The organism is Bradyrhizobium sp. CCH5-F6, from assembly GCF_001556045.1.
GTDB lineage: Bacteria > Pseudomonadota > Alphaproteobacteria > Rhizobiales > Xanthobacteraceae > Bradyrhizobium.
Window position 1 is genome coordinate 147698 of sequence record NZ_LSIC01000121.1, and the last position, 18175, is coordinate 165872.

17 protein-coding genes are annotated in these 18175 nt (G+C 64.3%); 14 read left to right on the top strand and 3 right to left on the bottom strand.

Annotation, left to right across the window (positions count from 1 at the left end; all coding sequences use genetic code 11):
- Positions 1–35: 35 nt before the first annotated feature.
- Positions 36–1136, bottom strand: a complete 1101-nt coding sequence (gene gntR, locus AX729_RS21690) for an HTH-type transcriptional regulator GntR (protein ID WP_061026403.1) — start codon at positions 1134–1136, stop codon at positions 36–38.
- 201 nt (positions 1137–1337) lie between these two features.
- On the opposite strand from gntR, the gene AX729_RS21695 reads away from it, so the two are divergent.
- The 14 genes from AX729_RS21695 (at position 1338) to AX729_RS21760 (ending at position 14198) form a co-directional block, all read left to right on the top strand.
- Positions 1338–2405: an ABC transporter ATP-binding protein gene (locus AX729_RS21695; protein ID WP_061026404.1), complete on the top strand. Its 1068-nt coding sequence runs from the start codon at positions 1338–1340 to the stop codon at positions 2403–2405.
- Between the two features lie 67 nt (positions 2406–2472).
- A complete protein-coding gene (locus AX729_RS21700; protein WP_061026405.1) occupies positions 2473–3792 on the top strand; it encodes an ABC transporter substrate-binding protein in 1320 nt (439 codons plus the stop codon).
- A 100-nt stretch (positions 3793–3892) separates the two neighbouring features.
- The gene (locus AX729_RS21705; RefSeq protein ID WP_082770499.1) at positions 3893–4810 is read left to right on the top strand and encodes a carbohydrate ABC transporter permease; all 918 of its coding nucleotides are present in this window, start codon (positions 3893–3895) and stop codon (positions 4808–4810) included.
- On the top strand, positions 4803–5726 hold the full coding sequence (locus tag AX729_RS21710) for a carbohydrate ABC transporter permease (RefSeq protein ID WP_061026407.1): 924 nt from the start codon (positions 4803–4805) through the stop codon (positions 5724–5726). The genes AX729_RS21705 and AX729_RS21710 overlap by 8 nt, the downstream gene beginning before the upstream one ends.
- 63 nt (positions 5727–5789) lie before the next feature.
- Positions 5790–6776 carry a D-erythronate dehydrogenase gene (gene denD, locus AX729_RS21715; protein WP_061026408.1) on the top strand — a complete coding sequence of 329 codons (987 nt, stop codon included), beginning with the start codon at positions 5790–5792 and terminating at the stop codon, positions 6774–6776.
- A 23-nt stretch (positions 6777–6799) separates the two neighbouring features.
- Entirely contained in the window at positions 6800–7774 is a 975-nt protein-coding gene (locus AX729_RS21720) for a sugar kinase (protein ID WP_061026504.1), read from the top strand.
- Positions 7775–7784: 10 nt separating this feature from the next.
- Positions 7785–8435, top strand: coding sequence for a bifunctional 4-hydroxy-2-oxoglutarate aldolase/2-dehydro-3-deoxy-phosphogluconate aldolase (eda, locus tag AX729_RS21725; RefSeq protein WP_061026409.1), 651 nt, complete (start codon positions 7785–7787; stop codon positions 8433–8435).
- A 60-nt stretch (positions 8436–8495) separates the two neighbouring features.
- Positions 8496–9665: an acetyl-CoA acetyltransferase gene (locus AX729_RS21730; protein ID WP_061026410.1), complete on the top strand. Its 1170-nt coding sequence runs from the start codon at positions 8496–8498 to the stop codon at positions 9663–9665.
- 179 nt (positions 9666–9844) lie between these two features.
- The gene (locus AX729_RS21735) at positions 9845–10051 is read left to right on the top strand and encodes a hypothetical protein (RefSeq protein ID WP_061026411.1); all 207 of its coding nucleotides are present in this window, start codon (positions 9845–9847) and stop codon (positions 10049–10051) included.
- Positions 10052–10175: 124 nt separating this feature from the next.
- Positions 10176–11387 (top strand): CaiB/BaiF CoA transferase family protein, encoded by a 1212-nt coding sequence (locus tag AX729_RS21740; protein WP_061026412.1) that lies wholly within the window; start codon positions 10176–10178, stop codon positions 11385–11387.
- Positions 11384–12520, top strand: a complete 1137-nt coding sequence (locus AX729_RS21745) for a thiolase family protein (protein WP_061026413.1) — start codon at positions 11384–11386, stop codon at positions 12518–12520. The genes AX729_RS21740 and AX729_RS21745 overlap by 4 nt, the downstream gene beginning before the upstream one ends.
- Positions 12517–12876, top strand: coding sequence for a Zn-ribbon domain-containing OB-fold protein (locus tag AX729_RS21750; protein ID WP_061026414.1), 360 nt, complete (start codon positions 12517–12519; stop codon positions 12874–12876). Before AX729_RS21745 ends, AX729_RS21750 begins: the two co-directional genes overlap by 4 nt.
- Before the next feature lie 465 nt (positions 12877–13341).
- Positions 13342–13869, top strand: coding sequence for a carboxymuconolactone decarboxylase family protein (locus tag AX729_RS21755; protein WP_061026415.1), 528 nt, complete (start codon positions 13342–13344; stop codon positions 13867–13869).
- Between the two features lie 26 nt (positions 13870–13895).
- Positions 13896–14198 (top strand): nucleoside triphosphate pyrophosphohydrolase family protein, encoded by a 303-nt coding sequence (locus tag AX729_RS21760; protein ID WP_061026416.1) that lies wholly within the window; start codon positions 13896–13898, stop codon positions 14196–14198.
- A gap of 10 nt (positions 14199–14208) precedes the next feature.
- On the opposite strand, the gene glsA is transcribed toward AX729_RS21760, so the two are convergent.
- Both glsA and AX729_RS21770 read right to left on the bottom strand, forming a co-directional pair.
- Positions 14209–16056, bottom strand: a complete 1848-nt coding sequence (gene glsA, locus AX729_RS21765) for a glutaminase A (RefSeq protein WP_061026417.1) — start codon at positions 16054–16056, stop codon at positions 14209–14211.
- A 21-nt stretch (positions 16057–16077) separates the two neighbouring features.
- A complete protein-coding gene (locus AX729_RS21770; protein WP_156457135.1) occupies positions 16078–18153 on the bottom strand; it encodes a TRAP transporter permease in 2076 nt (691 codons plus the stop codon).
- Positions 18154–18175: the final 22 nt, after the last annotated feature.

The following is an 18175-nucleotide window of genomic DNA, read 5'->3' on the forward strand; positions in this document are numbered from 1 at the left end:
TCCCGCTGGCGGGTCGTTTCCTCACGAGTCCGATACTAGTCGTGGCTACTTGGTAACGCTATCATTTTGTTCGTCGCGCCCGCGGCGGCAACGGCTGGCCTGCTGTCCGAACGCCGTGCCGACGAGCTTTGCCGCTCGATCACCTTGAAGCCGAGATCGAGCACCGGCTGCTCCGGGCGCCGCCCTTCGATCGCCTCGATCAGCATGGTGGCAGCCGTCCGCCCCATCTCGTAGCGGTTGGTTCGGACGCTGGTGAGGGTGGGGACGGCGGAGGCCATGAACTCGAGGTCGTTGAAGCCGACGATCGCGATCTGCCCGGGCACCTCGATCTCCCGGCGCCGGCATTCGAACAGCACGCCGAGCGCGAGGTCGTCATTGGCGCAGAACACCGCATCGATGTCAGGCTCCCGTGCCAGGAGATCGGTGAACAGCGTCCCGCCGAGCGTCACCGAGGTCGGTGTAGCGGTCGTGACGACGAGGCGCTGGTCGAACAGGCCGGCGTCCTTCATGGCCGAGACATATCCGTCCAGCCGTCGCTGCACCCGCGGGTCCATGCGCGCACCGACGAAGCCGATCTTGCGGTGGCCCTGCTCGAACAGGTGCGCGATCGCCGCGCGGGCTGCATCATAGTGCGAAAAGCCGATCATCATGTCGACCGGATCCGGCCCGATCTCCATGATCTGCACGATCGGGCAGTCCGCGGCTTCCAGCATCGCGCGGGATTCCGCGGTCTGGTCGATGCCGGTGACGATCAGCCCGGCCGGCTTCTGCGCCAGGAACAGGCGCAGCAATCTCTCTTCCTGGAGAATGCTGTAGCGCGTGTTGGACAGCTGGATCGAGTAACGGCTGCCCTCCGACGCGTCATAGATGCCCCGCAGCACGTCCGAGAACACGTTGTTGGTGAGGGAGGGGATCAATACACCGATGACTTCGGTGCGTTGCGAGGCCAGCGCGCGTGCGGCAAGGTTGGGCACATAGCCGAGCTCCTTGGCGGCGCTCTCGACCCGCGTCCGCTTGGCGACCGACAGCGCCTCCGGATTGCGGAAAAAGCGGGACGCGGTAATCGGGCTGACGCCGGCGAGCTCGGCCACTTCGGCCAGCCGGATTTTGCCTGACTTGGTGCGTTTTCGACCCATTTGCTGCTCTTAACACAGTCAGTCCTGCAAACAAAGGAACGTTGACAGCGCTACCAGCAACGACTAACCAAAGACAAATTGCCAAAACCGCACAAACTGCCGACAATGTCGCCCGCTAAGATCGGGCTTCGTTCGGTGAAGTCTGAAAAACAAGACGGTCGCGGCGCGAGAGGCGTCGTGGACTTTCGAGGAGGGAGCTAGATGTCGTCTGTGCAAATCCGCGACGTGCGGAAATCGTTCGGCAATTTTGAAGTCCTGCACGGCGTGACGATCCCGATCGAGGACGGCCAGTTCGTCGTTTTGGTCGGCCCTTCCGGATGCGGCAAGTCGACGCTTCTGCGCATGCTCGCCGGTCTCGAGAACATCACCTCCGGTACGATCTCGATCGGCGACCGCGTCGTCAACAATGTCCAGCCCAAGGAGCGGGACATTGCGATGGTGTTTCAGAACTACGCGCTCTATCCGCACATGACGGTGGGCGAGAACATGGGCTTCTCGCTGAAGCTGCGCAACGCCAGCTCGGACGAGATCAACAAGCGCGTCAAGCGCGCCGCCGAGATCCTGGCGCTGTCGCCGCTGCTCGACCGCTATCCGCGCCAGCTCTCCGGCGGCCAGCGCCAACGCGTTGCCATGGGCCGCGCCATCGTGCGCGATCCGCAGGTCTTCCTGTTCGACGAACCCTTGTCGAACCTGGATGCCAAGCTGCGCGTCGCCATGCGCACCGAGATCAAGGAGCTGCACCAGCGGCTGAAGACGACGACCGTCTACGTCACCCACGACCAGATCGAGGCCATGACCATGGCCGACAAGATCGTCGTCATGCATGACGGCATCGTCGAGCAGATGGGCACGCCGCTCGAGCTCTACGACAAGCCCGACAACCAGTTCGTCGCCGGCTTCATCGGCTCGCCCGCGATGAACTTTCTCAAAGGTCATGTTCGCGTCAACGGGGTTGCCACCTTCGAGGGACCGAACGGCGTCAAGCTGCCGCTCAAGACCGCGCCGGCGGGCTCGGACGGCCGCCCCGCAGTCTACGGCGTGCGGCCGGAGCACTTCACCATCGCCGATGACGGCGCCGAGGCCGAGATCATCGTAGTCGAGCCGACCGGCTCGGAGACGCAAGTGTTCGCCAAGGTCGGCGGCGAGCAGGTCGTCGCGGTCTTCCGCGAGCGTCACCAGTTCAACCCGGGCGACAAGGTGCGGCTGAAGCCCGACCCGTCCCTGGTTCATTTGTTCGACGATGCAACGGGCAAGCGCATGAACGCGTAGTTCACAAGACGAAATCCATAAGACGACAAAGCATAAGACGACAAAAAAGCATCACAGGGAGGACGACATGCAAGACTTTACCCGCCGGAGTCTGCTTCAAGGCGGAACGGCACTGGCTGCGACCGGCATGCTGACCGGGCCGGCACTGTTCGACTTCGCCAAGGCTTGGGCGCAGAGCGCGCCCTGGAAGGCCGAGCCTGGCGCCAAGTTGACCGTGATGCGATGGAAGCGCTTCGTGCCGCAGGAGGACGATGCATTCAACGCGATGGTAGCGGCGTTCAAGGCCGCCACCGGCACAGAGATGAACGTGTTCAGCGAATCATTCGAGGACGTGCAGCCGAAGGCCTCGGTCGCGGCCAATACCGGCTCCGGACTCGATCTCGCCTGGGGCCTGCACACGCTGCCGCAGCTCTTCCCCACCAAAGTCCTGAAGATGAACGACGTTGCCGACTATCTCGGCAAGAAATATGGCGGCTGGACCGATGCTGCCGAGAAGACCTGCAAGCTCGGCAACGACTGGCTCGGCATTCCCGTCGCGACCAACGGCGGTTACATGACCTATCGCAAGTCGGCGCTCGAGAAGGCTGGCTTTAAGGAATTCCCGAAGGATTTCCCCGGCTTCCTCGAAATGTGCAAGGCGCTGAAGGCCAACAACACGCCGGCCGGCTTCGCGCTCGGGCATGCTTCGGGCGACGGCAATTCGTGGCTGCACTGGGTTCTGTGGGGGCACGGGGCCTACACGGTCGACCAGAACGACAAGATCATCATCAATTCGCCGGAGACGGCGAAGGCGCTGGAGTACTGCAAGGCGCTGTACGAGAGCTTCATCCCGGGCACGGCGTCCTGGAACGACTCTTCCAACAACAAGGCGTTCCTTGCCGGCGAGCTCTATTGCACGGCGAACGGCATCTCCATCTACGTCGCCGCCAAAACCGATGCGACCAAGAAGGAGCTCACCGCGGACACCTATCACGCGCTCTGGCCGGTTGGTCCGGTCGGCAAGCCGACCGAGCTGCAGCTCGCGCTGCCGATCCTCGCCTTCAACTTCACCAAATATCCGAACGCGGCGAAGGCCTTCGTCGCTTTCATGCTGGAGAAGGAGAATTACGAGAAGTGGCTGGATGGCGCGCAGGGCTATCTCACGCAGACCTTGAACGCGTACGAGTCGGCGCCGATCTGGACGGCCGATCCCAAGAATGCCGTGTTTTCGCAGGCCTCCAAGCGCACGCTGCCGGCGTCCGGCATCGGCACGGTCGGCGAGAAGGCGGCAACCGCGATCGCCGATTTCATCGTCGTCGACATGTTCGCCAATTACTGCACCGGCGCCAAGGATACGAAGGGCGCGATGGCGGACGCCGAGCGCCAGCTGAAGCGCATCTATCGCTGACGGTCACGGAGCGGGCGGCCGTTCGGCCGCCCGCTCGTCAACATTTCGATCAGGGATATCGGGCATGGCTGATGTCGCAATACCCCGGGCCAAGCCTCAGATGAGCGAGGCGAACGCCTGGACCCAGCTCAAATACAATCGCAACTGGCTCGGCTTCTGGTTCATGGTGCCGGCCATGGCATTCCTGATCTTCTTCCTGGCCTATCCGCTCGGGCTCGGCATCTGGCTGTCGTTCACGGACACGCGCATCGGCAGGGTCGGGCACTTCATCGCCACCGAGAACTACGAGTGGCTCTGGGACGACTCCATTTTCTGGCTGTCCGTATTCAATACGCTGCTCTACACCTTCGTCGCCAGCGCCTTCAAATTCGCGATCGGACTCTATCTCGCGCTGCTGCTCAATGAGCACATGCCCTTCAAGGCGATGCTGCGCGCGATGGTGCTCATTCCCTTCATCGTTCCGACGGTGCTCTCGGCGCTCGCCTTCTGGTGGATCTTCGACTCGCAATTCTCGATCATTTCCTGGTCGCTGAAACAGCTCGGCCTGATCGACCAGAACATCAACTTCCTCGGCGACACGACCTGGGCGCGGATTTGCGTGATCTTCGCCAATGTCTGGCGCGGTGTGCCGTTCGTCGCGATCACGCTGCTCGCGGGCCTGCAGACCGTCTCGCCCTCGCTGTATGAAGCGGCAACGCTCGACGGCGCCACGCGGTGGCAGAACTTCCGCTACATCACCTATCCGCTGCTGACGCCGATCATCGCCGTCGTGATGACCTTCTCCGTGCTCTTCACCTTCACCGACTTCCAGCTGATCTGGGCGATGACCCGTGGCGGCCCGGTCAACGCCACGCATCTGATGGCAACCCTGTCCTACCAGCGCGCGATCATCGCCGGGCAGCTGGGTGAGGGGGCCGCAATCTCCAGCGCCATGATTCCCTTCCTGCTCGCCGCGATCATGGTGTCATGGTTCGGCCTGCAGCGTCGCAAATGGCAACAGGGAGAAAGCAATGACTGATCTTCCTGCCTCGAAACTGGATCTCAAGGCCGTCATATCGGCGCCGTCGCGCGTCGACAACAGCGAGGGCATGAGCTACCTGCAATCGGTGCCACGCAGGCTCGTGACGCTCTATCTGCCGCTCACGATCATCGTCGTCGTCCTGCTGTTCCCGTTCTACTGGATGGCGTTGACGTCGGTGAAGCCAGACGAGCAGCTGCTCGATCTCGACAAGTACAATCCGTTCTGGACCTGGAATCCGACGTTCAAGCACTTCCACAAGCTGCTGTTCGAGAGCTATTATCCGTATTGGCTCTGGAACACGATGTACGTGGCGATCTGCGCCACCATTCTCTCGATCGTCGCATCAGTGTTTGCGGCCTACGCGATCGTGCGGTTGCGCTACAAGGGGGCCAACCTCGTCGGTGGACTGATCTTCCTCGCCTATCTCGTGCCGCCTTCGATCCTGTTCATTCCGCTCGCCACCGTGGTGTTCCAGTACGGCCTTTTCGACTCGCCGCTGGCGCTGATCCTGACCTATCCAACGATCCTGATCCCATTCTCGACCTGGCTGTTGATGGGCTATTTCAAGACCATCCCATTCGAGCTCGAGGAATGCGCGCTGATCGACGGGGCGAGCCGGTGGCAGATCCTGACCAAGATCGTCGTGCCGCTCGCAATCCCCGGCCTCATCTCGGCCTTCATTTTCTGCTTCACGCTGTGCTGGAACGAGTTCATCTACGCCCTGACGTTCCTGCAGTCGACCAGCAACAAGACGGTGCCGGTCGCGATCGTCAACGAGTTCGTGGATGGTGACATCTATCGGTGGGGGTCGCTGATGGCCGGAGCACTGGCCGGTTCGCTGCCGCTCGTCATCCTTTACGCCTTCTTCGTGGAGCATTATGTGTCGGCGATGACCGGCGCCGTGAAGGAATGATCACGGGCTTGCCGAGGGCGCGTCAGGAGCGGCGCGCTCCGGCCGACAAGAAGGAGTAGGCTCTTGCACATTCTGGTTCTGGGCGCCGCCGGCATGGTCGGCCGCAAACTCTGTGAACGGCTGTTGCGCGACGGTCGGCTCGGCAACAGCGACATCACAAAATTGACCATGCATGACGTGGTCGAGCCGAAGAAGCCGGAAAGTGCCGGCTTCCCCGTCGAGACCGTGTCGGGCGATTTCGCCGTGCCGGGCGCTGCCGAAAAGCTGATCGCCGGCCGCCCCGACGTGATCTTCCACCTTGCCGCGATCGTCTCGGGCGAGGCCGAGCTCGATTTCGACAAGGGCTACCGCATCAACCTCGACGGCACGCGGATGCTGCTCGACGCCATCCGTCTCGCCGGCGGTGGCTACAAGCCGCGCGTGGTGTTCACGTCCTCGATCGCGGTGTTCGGCGCGCCGTTCCCGGACGCGATTGGCGACGAGTTCTTCCATACGCCGCTGCTCAGCTACGGCACCCAGAAGGCGATCGGCGAACTCCTGCTCGCCGACTATTCCCGCCGCGGCTTCCTCGACGGCATCGGCATCCGCCTGCCGACCATCTGCATCCGCCCGGGGCTGCCCAACAAGGCGGCATCGGGCTTCTTCTCCAACATCCTGCGCGAGCCGCTCGCCGGCAAGGAAGCGATCCTGCCGGTCTCCGAGGACGTCCGCCACTGGCACGCGACGCCGCGCTCGGCCGTCGGCTTCCTGCTCCACGCCGGCACGATGGACCTCGCCGCCGTTGGCCCGCGCCGCAATCTGACCATGCCGGGCCTGTCGGCCACGGTCGGCGAGCAGATCGCCGCGCTGAAGCGTGTCGCCGGCGAGAAGGTCGCAGCGCGCATCAAGCGCGAGCCGGATCCTTTCATCGTCGGCATCGTCGGCGGTTGGCCGCGCAATTTCAACGCCAAGCGGTCGCTCGAACTCGGCTTCACCACGGCCGAGAGGAATTTCGACGACATCATCCGCATTCACATCGAAGATGAACTCGGCGGCAATTTCGTCGCCTGATCGCTGACTGACCGGGTCACATGATGGCGAGCGTAGCTTGCATCGGCGAATGCATGGTCGAGCTTCGGCAGGCCCAGGGGGGCGCCTCGGCCGGGCAGGGGCAGGGCGGCGGGCTTTACTCGCGTGGCTTCGGCGGCGACACCCTCAACACTGCCGTCTATCTGGCGCGGCTTGAGATCAAGGTCGACTATCTCACCGCGCTCGGCGACGATGCCTTGAGCGATGAGATGATCGCGGCCTGGAATGCGGAGGGTGTCGGCACCAGGCGCGTCGTGCGTCTGGCGGGCAAGCTGCCCGGCCTCTACATGATCCAGACGGATGCGAAGGGTGAGCGCCAGTTCTTCCACTGGCGCGACAGCGCGGCAGCGCGTCAACTGATGAGCCTGCCAGAGACGGATGAACTGCTCAACTCGCTGATGAGCTACGACATCGTCTATCTCTCCGCGATCACGCTCTCGATCTACGATGGGCCCGGACGCGAGCGCCTGTTCGCGGCGATCAGGCGCGCGCGGCTGCTCGGCACCCGCTTCGTGTTCGACACCAATTTTCGCGCGCGGGGGTGGCCGGATCGCGAGATCGCTCGGGAGGTGTTTGCCACGGCGCTTGCGACCGCCGACATCGTGCTGACCTCGACCGAGGATCTGCTTGCGCTCTATCCCGGCGAGAGCCATGAGCAGTTGATGGCGCGGATTCCGAGCCCGGAGCTGGTGTTCCGCCTGGCCGAGCCGGTGAGCCTCTTGCGCTTTCCCGGCGGCACCAGCGAGGTGCGCGCCGAGCCGGTGACCAAGCCGGTCGTTGACACCACCGCGGCAGGCGACAGCTTTGCCGCGGCCTATATCGCCGCCCGGCTGGCCGGCTCGGACCCGGTGGAGGCCGCCCACGCCGGCCACCGCCTCGCCAGCCTTGTGATCTGCTATCCCGGCGCCATCATTCCGGGCTATGCCATGCCGCCGAAAAAGCGGCACCGGCCGGCGGCCTCTCGCCAGGCGACCAAATGAATCGAGACCTATGACCACGACTGCGCAACAAAATCACCTCGTCTCGCTGTTCAAGGCGGCGACCGTCATTCCCGTCCTCACCATCGAGCGCATCCAGGATGCGGTGCCGTTGGCGCGTGCGCTGGTTGCCGGCGGCGTCCGCACGCTGGAGGTGACCCTGCGGACCCCCGTCGCGATCGAGGCCGCCAGGGCAATGATGGCCGAAGTACCCGAGGCGATCGTCGGCATTGGCACGATTCTCAATCCGGCCGACTTCACCCGTGTCGAGAAGCTCGGCGTCGCGTTCGGCATCAGCCCGGGCCTGACACCCGATCTGCTCAAGGCCGCAACCGACAGCTCCCTGCCGTTCGCGCCGGGCATTGCCACGGCCTCCGAGCTGATGATGGCGCTGTCCTACGGGTTCGACGTCGCAAAATTCTTCCCGGCCGAGCAGGCCGGGGGCATCAAGGGCCTGCGCGCCCTCGGCGGGCCGTTCCCGAACGTGCGGTTCTGCCCGACCGGCGGCATCAGTGAGGGCAATGCGGCGACCTGGCTCGCCGAGCCCAACGTGGTTGCGGTCGGCGGCTCCTGGCTTTGCCCGACGGCGGAGATCCGGGCTGGGAACTGGGCCGGCATAACTGCCATCTGCCAGCGCACCGTCCAGGCCCTGAAAGCCGCGTGAAGTCTTGCCTTCATTGGGCTAAGACTTAGCTCAGGAAGAGACCCCCAGGGAGAGATGACCATGACCGCCAGCATCGTCGGATGGGCGCATACGCCGTTCGGCAAGTTCGATACCGAAACCGTGGAAAGCCTCGTCGTGCGGGTCGTCAACGAGGCGCTGGCCGATGCCGGCATCTCGGCCTCCGACGTCGACGAGATCGTGCTCGGCCATTTCAACGCCGGCTTCTCGGCGCAGGATTTTACCGCCTCGCTGGTGCTCCAGGCCGACCCGAAGCTGCGCTTCAAGCCGGCGACCCGGGTCGAGAACGCCTGTGCCACCGGCTCCGCCGCCGTGCACCAGGGCCTGCGCGCGATCGCCGCGGGCGCCGCCAAGATCGTCCTGGTCGTCGGCGTCGAGCAGATGACGCGCACGCCGGGCCCGGAGATCGGCAAGAACCTGCTCAAGGCCTCCTATCTGCCTGAGGACGGCGACACCGTCGGCGGCTTCGCCGGCGTGTTCGGCAAGATCGCCAGCTCCTATTTCCAGAAATACGGCGACCAGTCCGACGCGCTGGCGCTGATCGCGGCCAAGAACCACAAGAACGGCGTCGCCAATCCCTTTGCTCAGATGCGCAAGGACTTCGGCTTCGACTTCTGCCGCGCCGAGAGCGAGAAGAACCCTTACGTCGCGGGTCCCTTGAAGCGCACCGACTGCTCGCTGGTCTCCGATGGCGCCGCCGCGCTGGTGCTGGCCGATGCCGAGACCGCGAAGGGCATGAGCAAGTCGATCGGCTTCCGCGCCACCGCGCACGCCCAGGACTTCCTGCCGATGAGCAAGCGCGACATCCTCCAGTTCGAGGGCTGCACGGTCGCCTGGCAGCGCGCCCTGGAAAAGGCCGGCGTGACGCTGTCAGATCTCTCCTTCGTCGAGACACATGACTGCTTCACGGTCGCCGAGCTGATCGAATACGAAGCCATGGGCCTGACGCCGAAGGGGCAGGGCGCCCGCGCCATCAAGGAGGGCTGGACGCTGAAGGACGGCAAGCTGCCGGTCAATCCGTCCGGCGGCCTCAAGGCCAAGGGTCACCCCATCGGGGCCACCGGCGTCTCCATGCATGTGATGACGGCGATGCAGCTCGCAGGGCAGGCGCCCGAGGGCATGCAGCTGAAGAACGCCAAGCTTGGCGGCATCTTCAACATGGGCGGCGCTGCCGTCGCCAACTACGTCTCCGTGCTGGAGCCATTGAAGTAAGCTCTCGTAGCCTTGTAGGGTGGGTTAGCCGCAGGCGTAACCCACCTTTTTTGTCTCTGCGGAGACAGGGTTGGTGGATTACGCCTGCGGCTAATCCACCCTACGACCTTTGCGTTAAATCATGGTGGACCGGCTTCGGCTCGTCTTAATGCTCCTCACTGATTTGCAGGGAATGCATCATGAGCAATGACTACGAAGATTCACTGTCGATGGACGCGTTGAACGATCGCATCGCGATCCTCGAGGACAATATCCGCCAGCTCATCGAGCAGGCCGCTGCCGCCTCGGGCGAGCAGAACGAGTCGCGCATCGCCGACCGCATCAATCAGCAGAACGATGAGCTCGAGCGACTCCTGAAGATTCGCGAATCCCGCCAGAAGAAATAGCGGACCGATATCGCCGCGCGATGCATGCCGCCATACGCCGCCCGCCCTTGCGCGAGCGGCGGCACTGCCGTTAGCTGGACCGAAATCGCAGGGCGCTTGAGCTCCGCGCAATCGGGAGCAGACGATGGGGCCGCTGAAGGGCGTCAAGGTCATCGACATGACCACCGTGCTGATGGGGCCGTATGCGACCCAGATGCTCGGGGATTACGGCGCCGACGTCATCAAGGTGGAGTCGCTGGACGGCGACGTCACCCGGCTGATCGGTCCGATGCGACACGCCGGCATGGGCCCGGTGTTCCTCAACACCAACCGCAGCAAGCGCTCGATCTGCCTCGACCTGAAAAAGCCTGCGGGGCGCGAGGCCGTCCTGCGGCTGCTGAAGGACGCCGACGTTCTCGTCTATAACGTTCGTCCGCAGGCGATGGCGCGGCTTCAGCTCGGCTATGACGTCGTCTCGAAGATCAATCCGCGCCTGGTCTATGCCGGTGTGTTCGGCTTCGGCCAGGACGGGCCCTATGCCGCAAAACCGGCCTATGACGATCTGATCCAGGGGGCCACCGCGCTTCCCGCGTTGATGGCTCAGACCGGCGACGGCGTGCCGCGCTACGTGCCGAATGCGCTGGTCGACCGCATCGTCGGCCTCACCGCCGTCGGGGCGATCTGCGCCAGCCTCGTGCACCGTGACCGCACCGGCCGCGGCCAGCGCGTCGACATCCCGATGTTCGAGACCATGGCGGGATTCGTCATGGGCGACCACATGGGCGGGCTCACCTTCGAACCACCGCTCGACAAGGGCGGTTATGCCCGCCACCTCTCGCGCGACCGCAGGCCCTACAAGACGTCCGACGGCTATCTCAGCGTCATTGTCTACAACGACAAGCAGTGGGAGAACTTCTTCAAGGCCACCGGACGCGACGATCTGCGCGCCGATCCCAAATTCGCGACCTTCGCGGGCCGCGCCGCCAATATCGACGTCGTCTATGCCGAGCTCGCGCGCATTTTCGAGACGCGGACCACGGCCGAGTGGATCGACCTCCTGACCAAGGCTGACGTGCCGGTCATGCCGATGCATGACCTCGCGTCGATGCTGCACGACGAGCATCTGGAGGCGACCGCTTTCTTCCCTGTCGTCGAGCATCCGACCGAAGGACCGATCCGCAGCATGAAGGTGACCGCCACGTGGTCCGAGACCGAGGCTGAGCCGGCGCGGCTGGCGCCCAGGCTCAACGAGCACGGCGCGGAGATCCTTCGCGAGCTCGGCTATTCCGCTGACGAGATCGCGGCCATGGTGCGTGACGGCGTCACGCGCTCGGTGCCGGAGGAGGAGAGAGCATGAGCTTCATCACCGGCGTCGGCCTCACGTCGTTCGGAAAGCACGAAGGCTCGTCCTCGCTCGACCTGATGAGCAGCGCCGCGCAAGCCGCGCTCGACGATGCCGGTCTGAAACGCTCGGACATCGACGGCATCCTCTGCGGCTATTCCACCGTCTCCCCGCACATCATGCTCGCCACCGTCTTCGCCGAGCATTTCGGGATCAGGCCGAGTTACGCCCACGCCGTGCAGGTCGGTGGCGCCACGGGGCTCGCAATGACGATGCTGGCGCATCATCTCGTCGACGCGGGCGTCGCGCGCCACGTGCTCGTCGTCGCCGGCGAGAACCGGCTCACGGGACAGAGCCGCGATGCCTCGATCCAGGCGCTGGCGCAGGTCGGCCATCCCGATTACGAGGTGCCGCTCGGCCCGACCATTCCAGCCTATTACGGCCTCGTCGCAAGCCGCTACATGCACGAATATGGCGTGACCGAAGAGGACCTCGCCGAGTTCGCGGTGCTGATGCGTGCCCACGCGTGCACCCATCCCGGCGCGCAGTTCCACGATCCCATCACGGTCGCCGACGTCATGGCATCCAAGCCGGTCGCGATGCCGCTCAAGCTGCTCGACTGCTGTCCGGTGTCGGATGGCGGCGCCGCCTTCGTCATCAGCCGCGAGCGGACCGGGCAGGCGGGCGTGCGCATCCGCGGCTGCGCCCAGGCGCATACCCATCAGCATGTCACGGCCGCGCCTGGCCTCAGTGAGCTCGGCGCCGAGATTTCCATCGCGCGTGCCAAGGAGGCGACGGGCCTTGCGATCTCCGACGTGCGCTACGCCGCAATCTACGACAGCTTTACGATTACGCTTGCGATGCTGCTGGAAGACCTTGGCCTTGCCGGCCGCGGCGAAGCGGCCGCGCGCGTCCGCGCCGGCCATTTCGGCCGTGACGGCGCCATGCCGCTGAACACCCATGGCGGCCTGCTCAGCTACGGCCATTGCGGCGTCGGCGGCGCCATGGCGCATCTGGTCGAAGCGCATTTGCAGATGACGGATCGGGCGGCGAATCGGCAGGTGCGCGATGCCTCGATCGCGCTGCTGCACGGCGACGGCGGCGTGTTGTCGTCCCACGTGAGCATGTTCCTGGAGCGGGTGCGATGAGTGATCGAATCGTAGACTGGAGCAGGGGCGAGCAGGCCATCACCTTTCAGACCTGCGCCGTCTGCGGGAATGTCCAGTATTTCCACCGCGCCTTCTGCGCGGCCTGCGGCGCGCCCGATCCGCGCGAGCAGCGTGCCAGCGGCACGGGCAAGGTTTACGCGACCTCGCTGGTCTGCCGCGCCGCCACACCCGAGACGCGCGCGCACGTGCCCTACAACATCCTGCTGGTCGACTGCGCCGAGGGTTTTCGCATGATGGCGCACGGCGCGAACGATCTCGCCATCGGCGATTCGGTCGTCGCGAGCTTCAGGCCCTTTGCGGGAAAACTCGTGCCGTTCTTCACGAAAAGGGCGTAGTGGGATTCGTCATTCGGGGGCGGTCCAAGGGACCGAGCCTGGAACGGGTATTCTGGGCCTGGCCTGTGCGAGGGCCACCCCGGAATGACGAAAGCTTTGAACTAACGCCCGTAGAACAAGATGCTGGCGATGACGAGCATCGCCGTCACCGCCAGCATATGCGCGAGCGCTCCCGAGGCCGCCCCCTTGGTGGCTTCCTTCATGCCATTCTCTCCCTAGACTTGGGCGTGACTCATCGTTGCGCGGTCAGCGCTCACGACGGCCAATAGTTTTTACTCGGAACACCCCACTTCTCGAGTATTCGCCGCGATCTGTCCCCACGCTGCGAATATCGACTGTGTCAGGGTCGATCAGCAATGCGGCGGCAATTTGACTCGATGATGTTGCTCCTGCGTCGGCGCAAGAATAGAGTTTCGGAGTACTCTCGCCGGCAAAGACAAAAAGCATCAAAAGCTCAGGAAAATCATGGCCCGCATCGGTTACAGCGACCCGTCCAAGGCATCCGACCGCACCCGCGAAATCCTCGACAAGAACCGCAACGCCAACATCTTCCGCATGATGGCGCACTCGCCGAGCTACTTCGAGCAGTACTGCCGCCTGGGGGGCGCCATCCGCCACAAGGGCGAGCTCGATCCCATTGTGCGCGAGCTTGCAATCACCCGCACCGGCATCTTGTGCGAGGCGCCGTACGAGATCGTCGCCCACAAGCGCATCGGCAAGAATGTCGGCGTCACCGACGAGCAGAACGAGGCGCTCGAGAACTGGCAGGCCGCGTCTTGCTTCAACGAGGTGCAGCGCGCTGCGCTCGCATTCACCGACGAGGTCGTGAAGCTGAAGAAGCCGACGGACGCGACCTTCAAGTCGATTTCATCGAAGCTGACGCCGGCTGCACTGGTCGAGCTTCAGCTCTCGGTCGGATTCTACATCATGACCTCGAAGTTCCTCGAGACGTTCGAGATCGACCTCCAGCCGGTCACTGAAGTGGTGGGCTGATCAGACAGAAGCGGCGAGGGAAGCCGATGACGATCGATGAATATGCGGCGTGGGCCGCCGGCGTTGCCAAAGTCGACGAGCATCCGTCCAACGAGCGGTTGTCCTATCTAGGCCTTGGCCTTGCCGGTGAATCCGGCGAGGTCGCCGACCACATCAAGAAGCTCCTGCGCGATGATTGGCTCGACAAGGCGGGCCTCGTCGATGAGCTCGGCGATGTCATCTACTACTGGGCCTGCCTGTGCGCCGCGACCGGCCAGCAGCCATCCGAATTGCTCGAGGCCAGCGCCGCCAAGATCAAGCGACGGCTTGGCGAGGCCGCGAGCCGCTAATTTAGGCCTCTCACGTCGCCGTCAAAATATCGACCTTGGCGTTGGCGACGATCAGGCGGTCGGCCAGAAGCTGCGCGAGGTTGCGCATGATGCATTCGCTGGCGCGTGGGTGCTGCTTGCGGAAGCGTTCGAAATCCTTCAGCGGCACCTCGCATGCGGTTGCGGCCATGTCGGCGAACACGTCGGCCGAACGCGTTGCCTCCAGCAGTGCCATCTCGCCGAACGCCATCCCTGCGGTGAGCGTCGCCAGCCGTATTCCGTCGGGCAAGGTGACGTGCACCGCGCCGCTGCGAAGGAAATACAGGGCATCCGCGGGATCGCCGGTCGTGAGAATCTTCGCGCCGGACGGATAGGTTCTGATGATGCAGAGCGAGGCCAGATCGGTCAGCTCTTCCTCGCTCAGTCCTGTCAGCAGCGGCTGCTCGGCGAGCTCTGTGGTCTCGTGAAAATCGATCGAGCCGCCGTAGCGATACACGATCTGGTCTTCGGCCCATTCGATCGCGGTGTCGAGCAGGTAGAAATCGCGAACGTTCTTCAGCTCCGCGGTCCATTCGCGCAACGTGTTCCATTCCTTGGAGGCACGCCTGACGCCTGACAACACGACCGTCACGTTCAGCGCCGCAAGCTCCTCGAAGGCCTCTGCGACCAGCCGCGCGCCAGCGCGCGTGGTCGAGGTCACGCGATGCAGATCGAAGATCACGAATTGCGGCCGCGGGCGCCCGGCAAGCCGCCGCGAGACGTAGTCGACCGCGGACAGCGACAGCGTGCCGACCAGCTCGATGATGCGCACCTCCTGCTCGTGTGCCGCCAAAATCTCGCGCTCCTGCGGGCGGCGCACGCGGCGCGAAGGGCTCTTGCCGATGTCGTAGTCTGCGATGACGGCGTTGCGCGCATCGTCGCTGCGGTTGAGCATGTGCAGATCGTAATGCGAGGACAGCGCCTCGCAGACCTTGATGCCGCGCACGCTGTTGCCGTGCTTGTCGAGGCGCGGCGAATAGCTGCCGAGACCGAGGCGGGCGGGCAGAGCGGCCAAAATGCCGCCGCCGACCCCACTCTTGGCGGGAATGCCGATGCGGTAGATCCATTCGCCGGCATAGTCGTACATGCCCGACGACGTCATCACCGACAGCGTGCGCGAGATCGCGTAGGGCGTGAGCACCTGCTCGCCCGTGACCGGATTGACGCCGCGATTGGCCAGCGTTGCCGCCATCACCGCGATGTCCCGCGCGGTGACCAGCACGGCGCACTGGCGGAAATAGACGTCGAGCACGGCGGCCACGTTGTCGGAGATCACAGCGTTGGTCTTGAGGAGATAGCCGATGGCACGGTTGCGGTCGCCGGTCTGGCTCTCGGATGCATAGACGGCCTCGTCGAGCGCGAGGTCGCGTCCGGCAAAGCGGCTGAGCGCGGCGCGAATCTGCTCGAAGGCCTCCGTGCCCTTGCTGTCGTAGATCAGCCCGGTGCAGGCGATCGCGCCGGCATTGACCATCGGGTTGAACGGATGGTTCTCGGAATTGAGCCGGATCGAGTTGAAGGGGTCGCCCGAGGGCTCGACGCCGATCGCGCTCTCGACCGTGCCAGCACCGAGCAGGTCCAGCGCCAACGCGAACACGAAGGGCTTGGACATCGACTGGATGGTGAAGGGCACCCGGCTGTCGCCGACTTCATAGACATGGCCGTCCAGCGTCGCCAGGCTGATGCCAAAATAGGCAGGGTCGGCCTTGCCCAGTTCTGGAATGTAGTCGGCGACCTTGCCTGAGGTCTCGGCGGCGAACTCGCTCAGGCAATTGTTCAGAAACCGCAGCAAAGGCGGTTTGGAGCGGGTCCAGGCGGTTTCGAGAGGCGAATGCGGCGTCATCGCCTCTCTTGTGCAACGCAATCAGGGTACGCGCAACCCGTCCGGAACGATGGTCTGCCGCCGCAGCAACAGCAGGGCAAGCAGAAGCGTCGGCAGCAGAATGGCCAGCCCCAGCATCGTGACCTGCATCTGCGACAGCGGCATGATTCCGCCGCCGGGGGTCGCCACCACGAAGCCGCCGATCACGAGCAGCACGCGAATGGGCCATTCCAGCGCGCCGGCGCCGCGCAGGTCGCCGACGAAGGGCTGATAGCCCTGGATGCCGCCGCAGATGAACAGCGTTCCGAGGGCGGCGAGGCCCATCAGACCGAGGCCGGCAAGATAGGGGCTCGGTCCCTGCAGCACCAGCGCCGGATTGAGCACGAAGAAGAACGGCAGGAAATAGATGATGCTGCCGACCCACATCGATTCCCAGCCCGTCTTCATCGCCGGCGAGCCGGCGATGCCTGCGGCCGCGAACGAGGCGATGGCGACCGGCGGCGTGATCGAGGACAGCATGCCCCAGTAGAAGATGAACATGTGCACGGCCATGCGGTTGAGACCGAGCTTCTCCAATGCGGGCGCGACCAGGATGGCGAGGAAGATGTAGCAGGCCGTCGTCGTCAGCCCGAGGCCTAGAATGAGGCTGGTGAGCGCGCACATGCCGAGCAGCAGGAACGGGTTGTCGCCGGCGATGTGCAGGAGATCGTTGGCGAGGCTCGAGACGACGCCGGTCATCGAGAACGCGCCGATCAGGAGGCCGCAACCGGCGAGGATGCCAACAAGCTCCACGAAGGTGCGTCCGTTCACCTCGAGGAATTTTCCGATCGTCGCCAACGTCCAGCGCGTGTCCTTGGAGAAGAGCTGGTTGAGGACCAGCAGCAGCGCGGTCGCATAGAACGGCGCGTGGCTCTCGCGCTTGAAGTACAGCAGCATGACGATCAGAAGGGCGATGACGAAGACGTAGTACCAGCCGTCCTTGATCGTATCCATGACCCGCGGCAACTCGGCGCGCGGGATTCCCTTCAGCTTGTGGCGGGCCGCATAGGCGTCCACCTGCATGAACAGGCCGATGTAATAGAGCACGGCGGGAATGATGGCGGCGAGGGCGACGTCGGCGTAGCTGACGTTGAGAAACTGGGCGATCACGAAGGCGGTGGCGCCCATCACCGGCGGCGCCAGCACCGCGCCTGTCGAGGCGCAGGCCTCGATCGCGGCGGCATAGGAGGCGCGGAAGCCGCTCTTCTTCATGACGGGGATGGTCATGGTGCCGGCGGTCAGCACGTTGGAGATGATCGAGCCCGACATCATGCCGAGCAGGCCGCTGGCGAAGATGCAGACTTTTGCCGCGCCGCCGCGGAACGTGCCACACAGCGCGAAGGCGAGGTTGATGAAGAATTTTCCGGCCCCCGTCATCATCAGCGCGGTGCCGAACACCAGGAAGCCGATCACGGTGTCGGCAAAGGCCTGGATGGGAATGCCGAGCAGGCTTTCGCCCGACAGCACGTGATAGGCGGTCGCCTGCTCCAGCGTCGATTGCGTGCCGCGGAACGGCCCGAGCCAACCGGCCTCGGCGAACAGCGGATAGACCGTAAAGGGCAAGACACTCAGCAGCAGGCTCCAGCCGCCGGTGCGGCGCAGCGCCTCCATCAGCATCGCCCACATCACGAGACCGGCGGCGATGACGCCGTTCGGTGCGCCGCCGAATTCCCAGCCGGCCTCCGCCGCCTTGCGCACGTTCGACATCAACATGATCGCTGCCGCGAACGCCGCGACGAACAGGAGGAGGTCGTACCAGGGAATGCGGTCGAGCGGGGCACGCTCCGTGCCGGGAAAGATCAGGAAGGTGAAGGGCAGCATCAAGGCGATCAGGAGATAGAAATACTCCGTGTTGAGCTGGGTGTAGCCGATGAAGAAGCGCAGCGAGAATTGCTGGTTGATGCAGAGCAGGATCGTCGCGGCGGTCGCGCCCACCAGCATCCAGCGCCAGGCGCCGCGCAGGGTGCGCACGCGTGTGACCTCCGCCTCCTGCATGTTGGCGGCGGCGCCATGCGGATCGTCGAACACGATCCGCTTGGCCTCGTTCTGCGAGGCGGTGGAGGTGGAGGAAGACATCATTGATCCCGCGCGTGGGCTGCTG

What these genes read in the sequence shown, in the direction of transcription:
- gntR (WP_061026403.1), bottom strand. Translation starts at nt 1,136, where the DNA reads ATGGGTCGAAAACGCACCAAGTCAGGCAAAATCCGGCTGGCCGAAGTG.
- AX729_RS21695 (WP_061026404.1), top strand. Translation starts at nt 1,338, where the DNA reads ATGTCGTCTGTGCAAATCCGCGACGTGCGGAAATCGTTCGGCAATTTT.
- AX729_RS21700 (WP_061026405.1), top strand. Translation starts at nt 2,473, where the DNA reads ATGCAAGACTTTACCCGCCGGAGTCTGCTTCAAGGCGGAACGGCACTG.
- AX729_RS21705 (WP_082770499.1), top strand. Translation starts at nt 3,893, where the DNA reads ATGAGCGAGGCGAACGCCTGGACCCAGCTCAAATACAATCGCAACTGG.
- AX729_RS21710 (WP_061026407.1), top strand. Translation starts at nt 4,803, where the DNA reads ATGACTGATCTTCCTGCCTCGAAACTGGATCTCAAGGCCGTCATATCG.
- AX729_RS21720 (WP_061026504.1), top strand. Translation starts at nt 6,800, where the DNA reads ATGGCGAGCGTAGCTTGCATCGGCGAATGCATGGTCGAGCTTCGGCAG.
- eda (WP_061026409.1), top strand. Translation starts at nt 7,785, where the DNA reads ATGACCACGACTGCGCAACAAAATCACCTCGTCTCGCTGTTCAAGGCG.
- AX729_RS21730 (WP_061026410.1), top strand. Translation starts at nt 8,496, where the DNA reads ATGACCGCCAGCATCGTCGGATGGGCGCATACGCCGTTCGGCAAGTTC.
- AX729_RS21735 (WP_061026411.1), top strand. Translation starts at nt 9,845, where the DNA reads ATGAGCAATGACTACGAAGATTCACTGTCGATGGACGCGTTGAACGAT.
- AX729_RS21740 (WP_061026412.1), top strand. Translation starts at nt 10,176, where the DNA reads ATGGGGCCGCTGAAGGGCGTCAAGGTCATCGACATGACCACCGTGCTG.
- AX729_RS21745 (WP_061026413.1), top strand. Translation starts at nt 11,384, where the DNA reads ATGAGCTTCATCACCGGCGTCGGCCTCACGTCGTTCGGAAAGCACGAA.
- AX729_RS21750 (WP_061026414.1), top strand. Translation starts at nt 12,517, where the DNA reads ATGAGTGATCGAATCGTAGACTGGAGCAGGGGCGAGCAGGCCATCACC.
- AX729_RS21755 (WP_061026415.1), top strand. Translation starts at nt 13,342, where the DNA reads ATGGCCCGCATCGGTTACAGCGACCCGTCCAAGGCATCCGACCGCACC.
- AX729_RS21760 (WP_061026416.1), top strand. Translation starts at nt 13,896, where the DNA reads ATGACGATCGATGAATATGCGGCGTGGGCCGCCGGCGTTGCCAAAGTC.
- glsA (WP_061026417.1), bottom strand. Translation starts at nt 16,056, where the DNA reads ATGACGCCGCATTCGCCTCTCGAAACCGCCTGGACCCGCTCCAAACCG.
- AX729_RS21770 (WP_156457135.1), bottom strand. Translation starts at nt 18,153, where the DNA reads ATGATGTCTTCCTCCACCTCCACCGCCTCGCAGAACGAGGCCAAGCGG.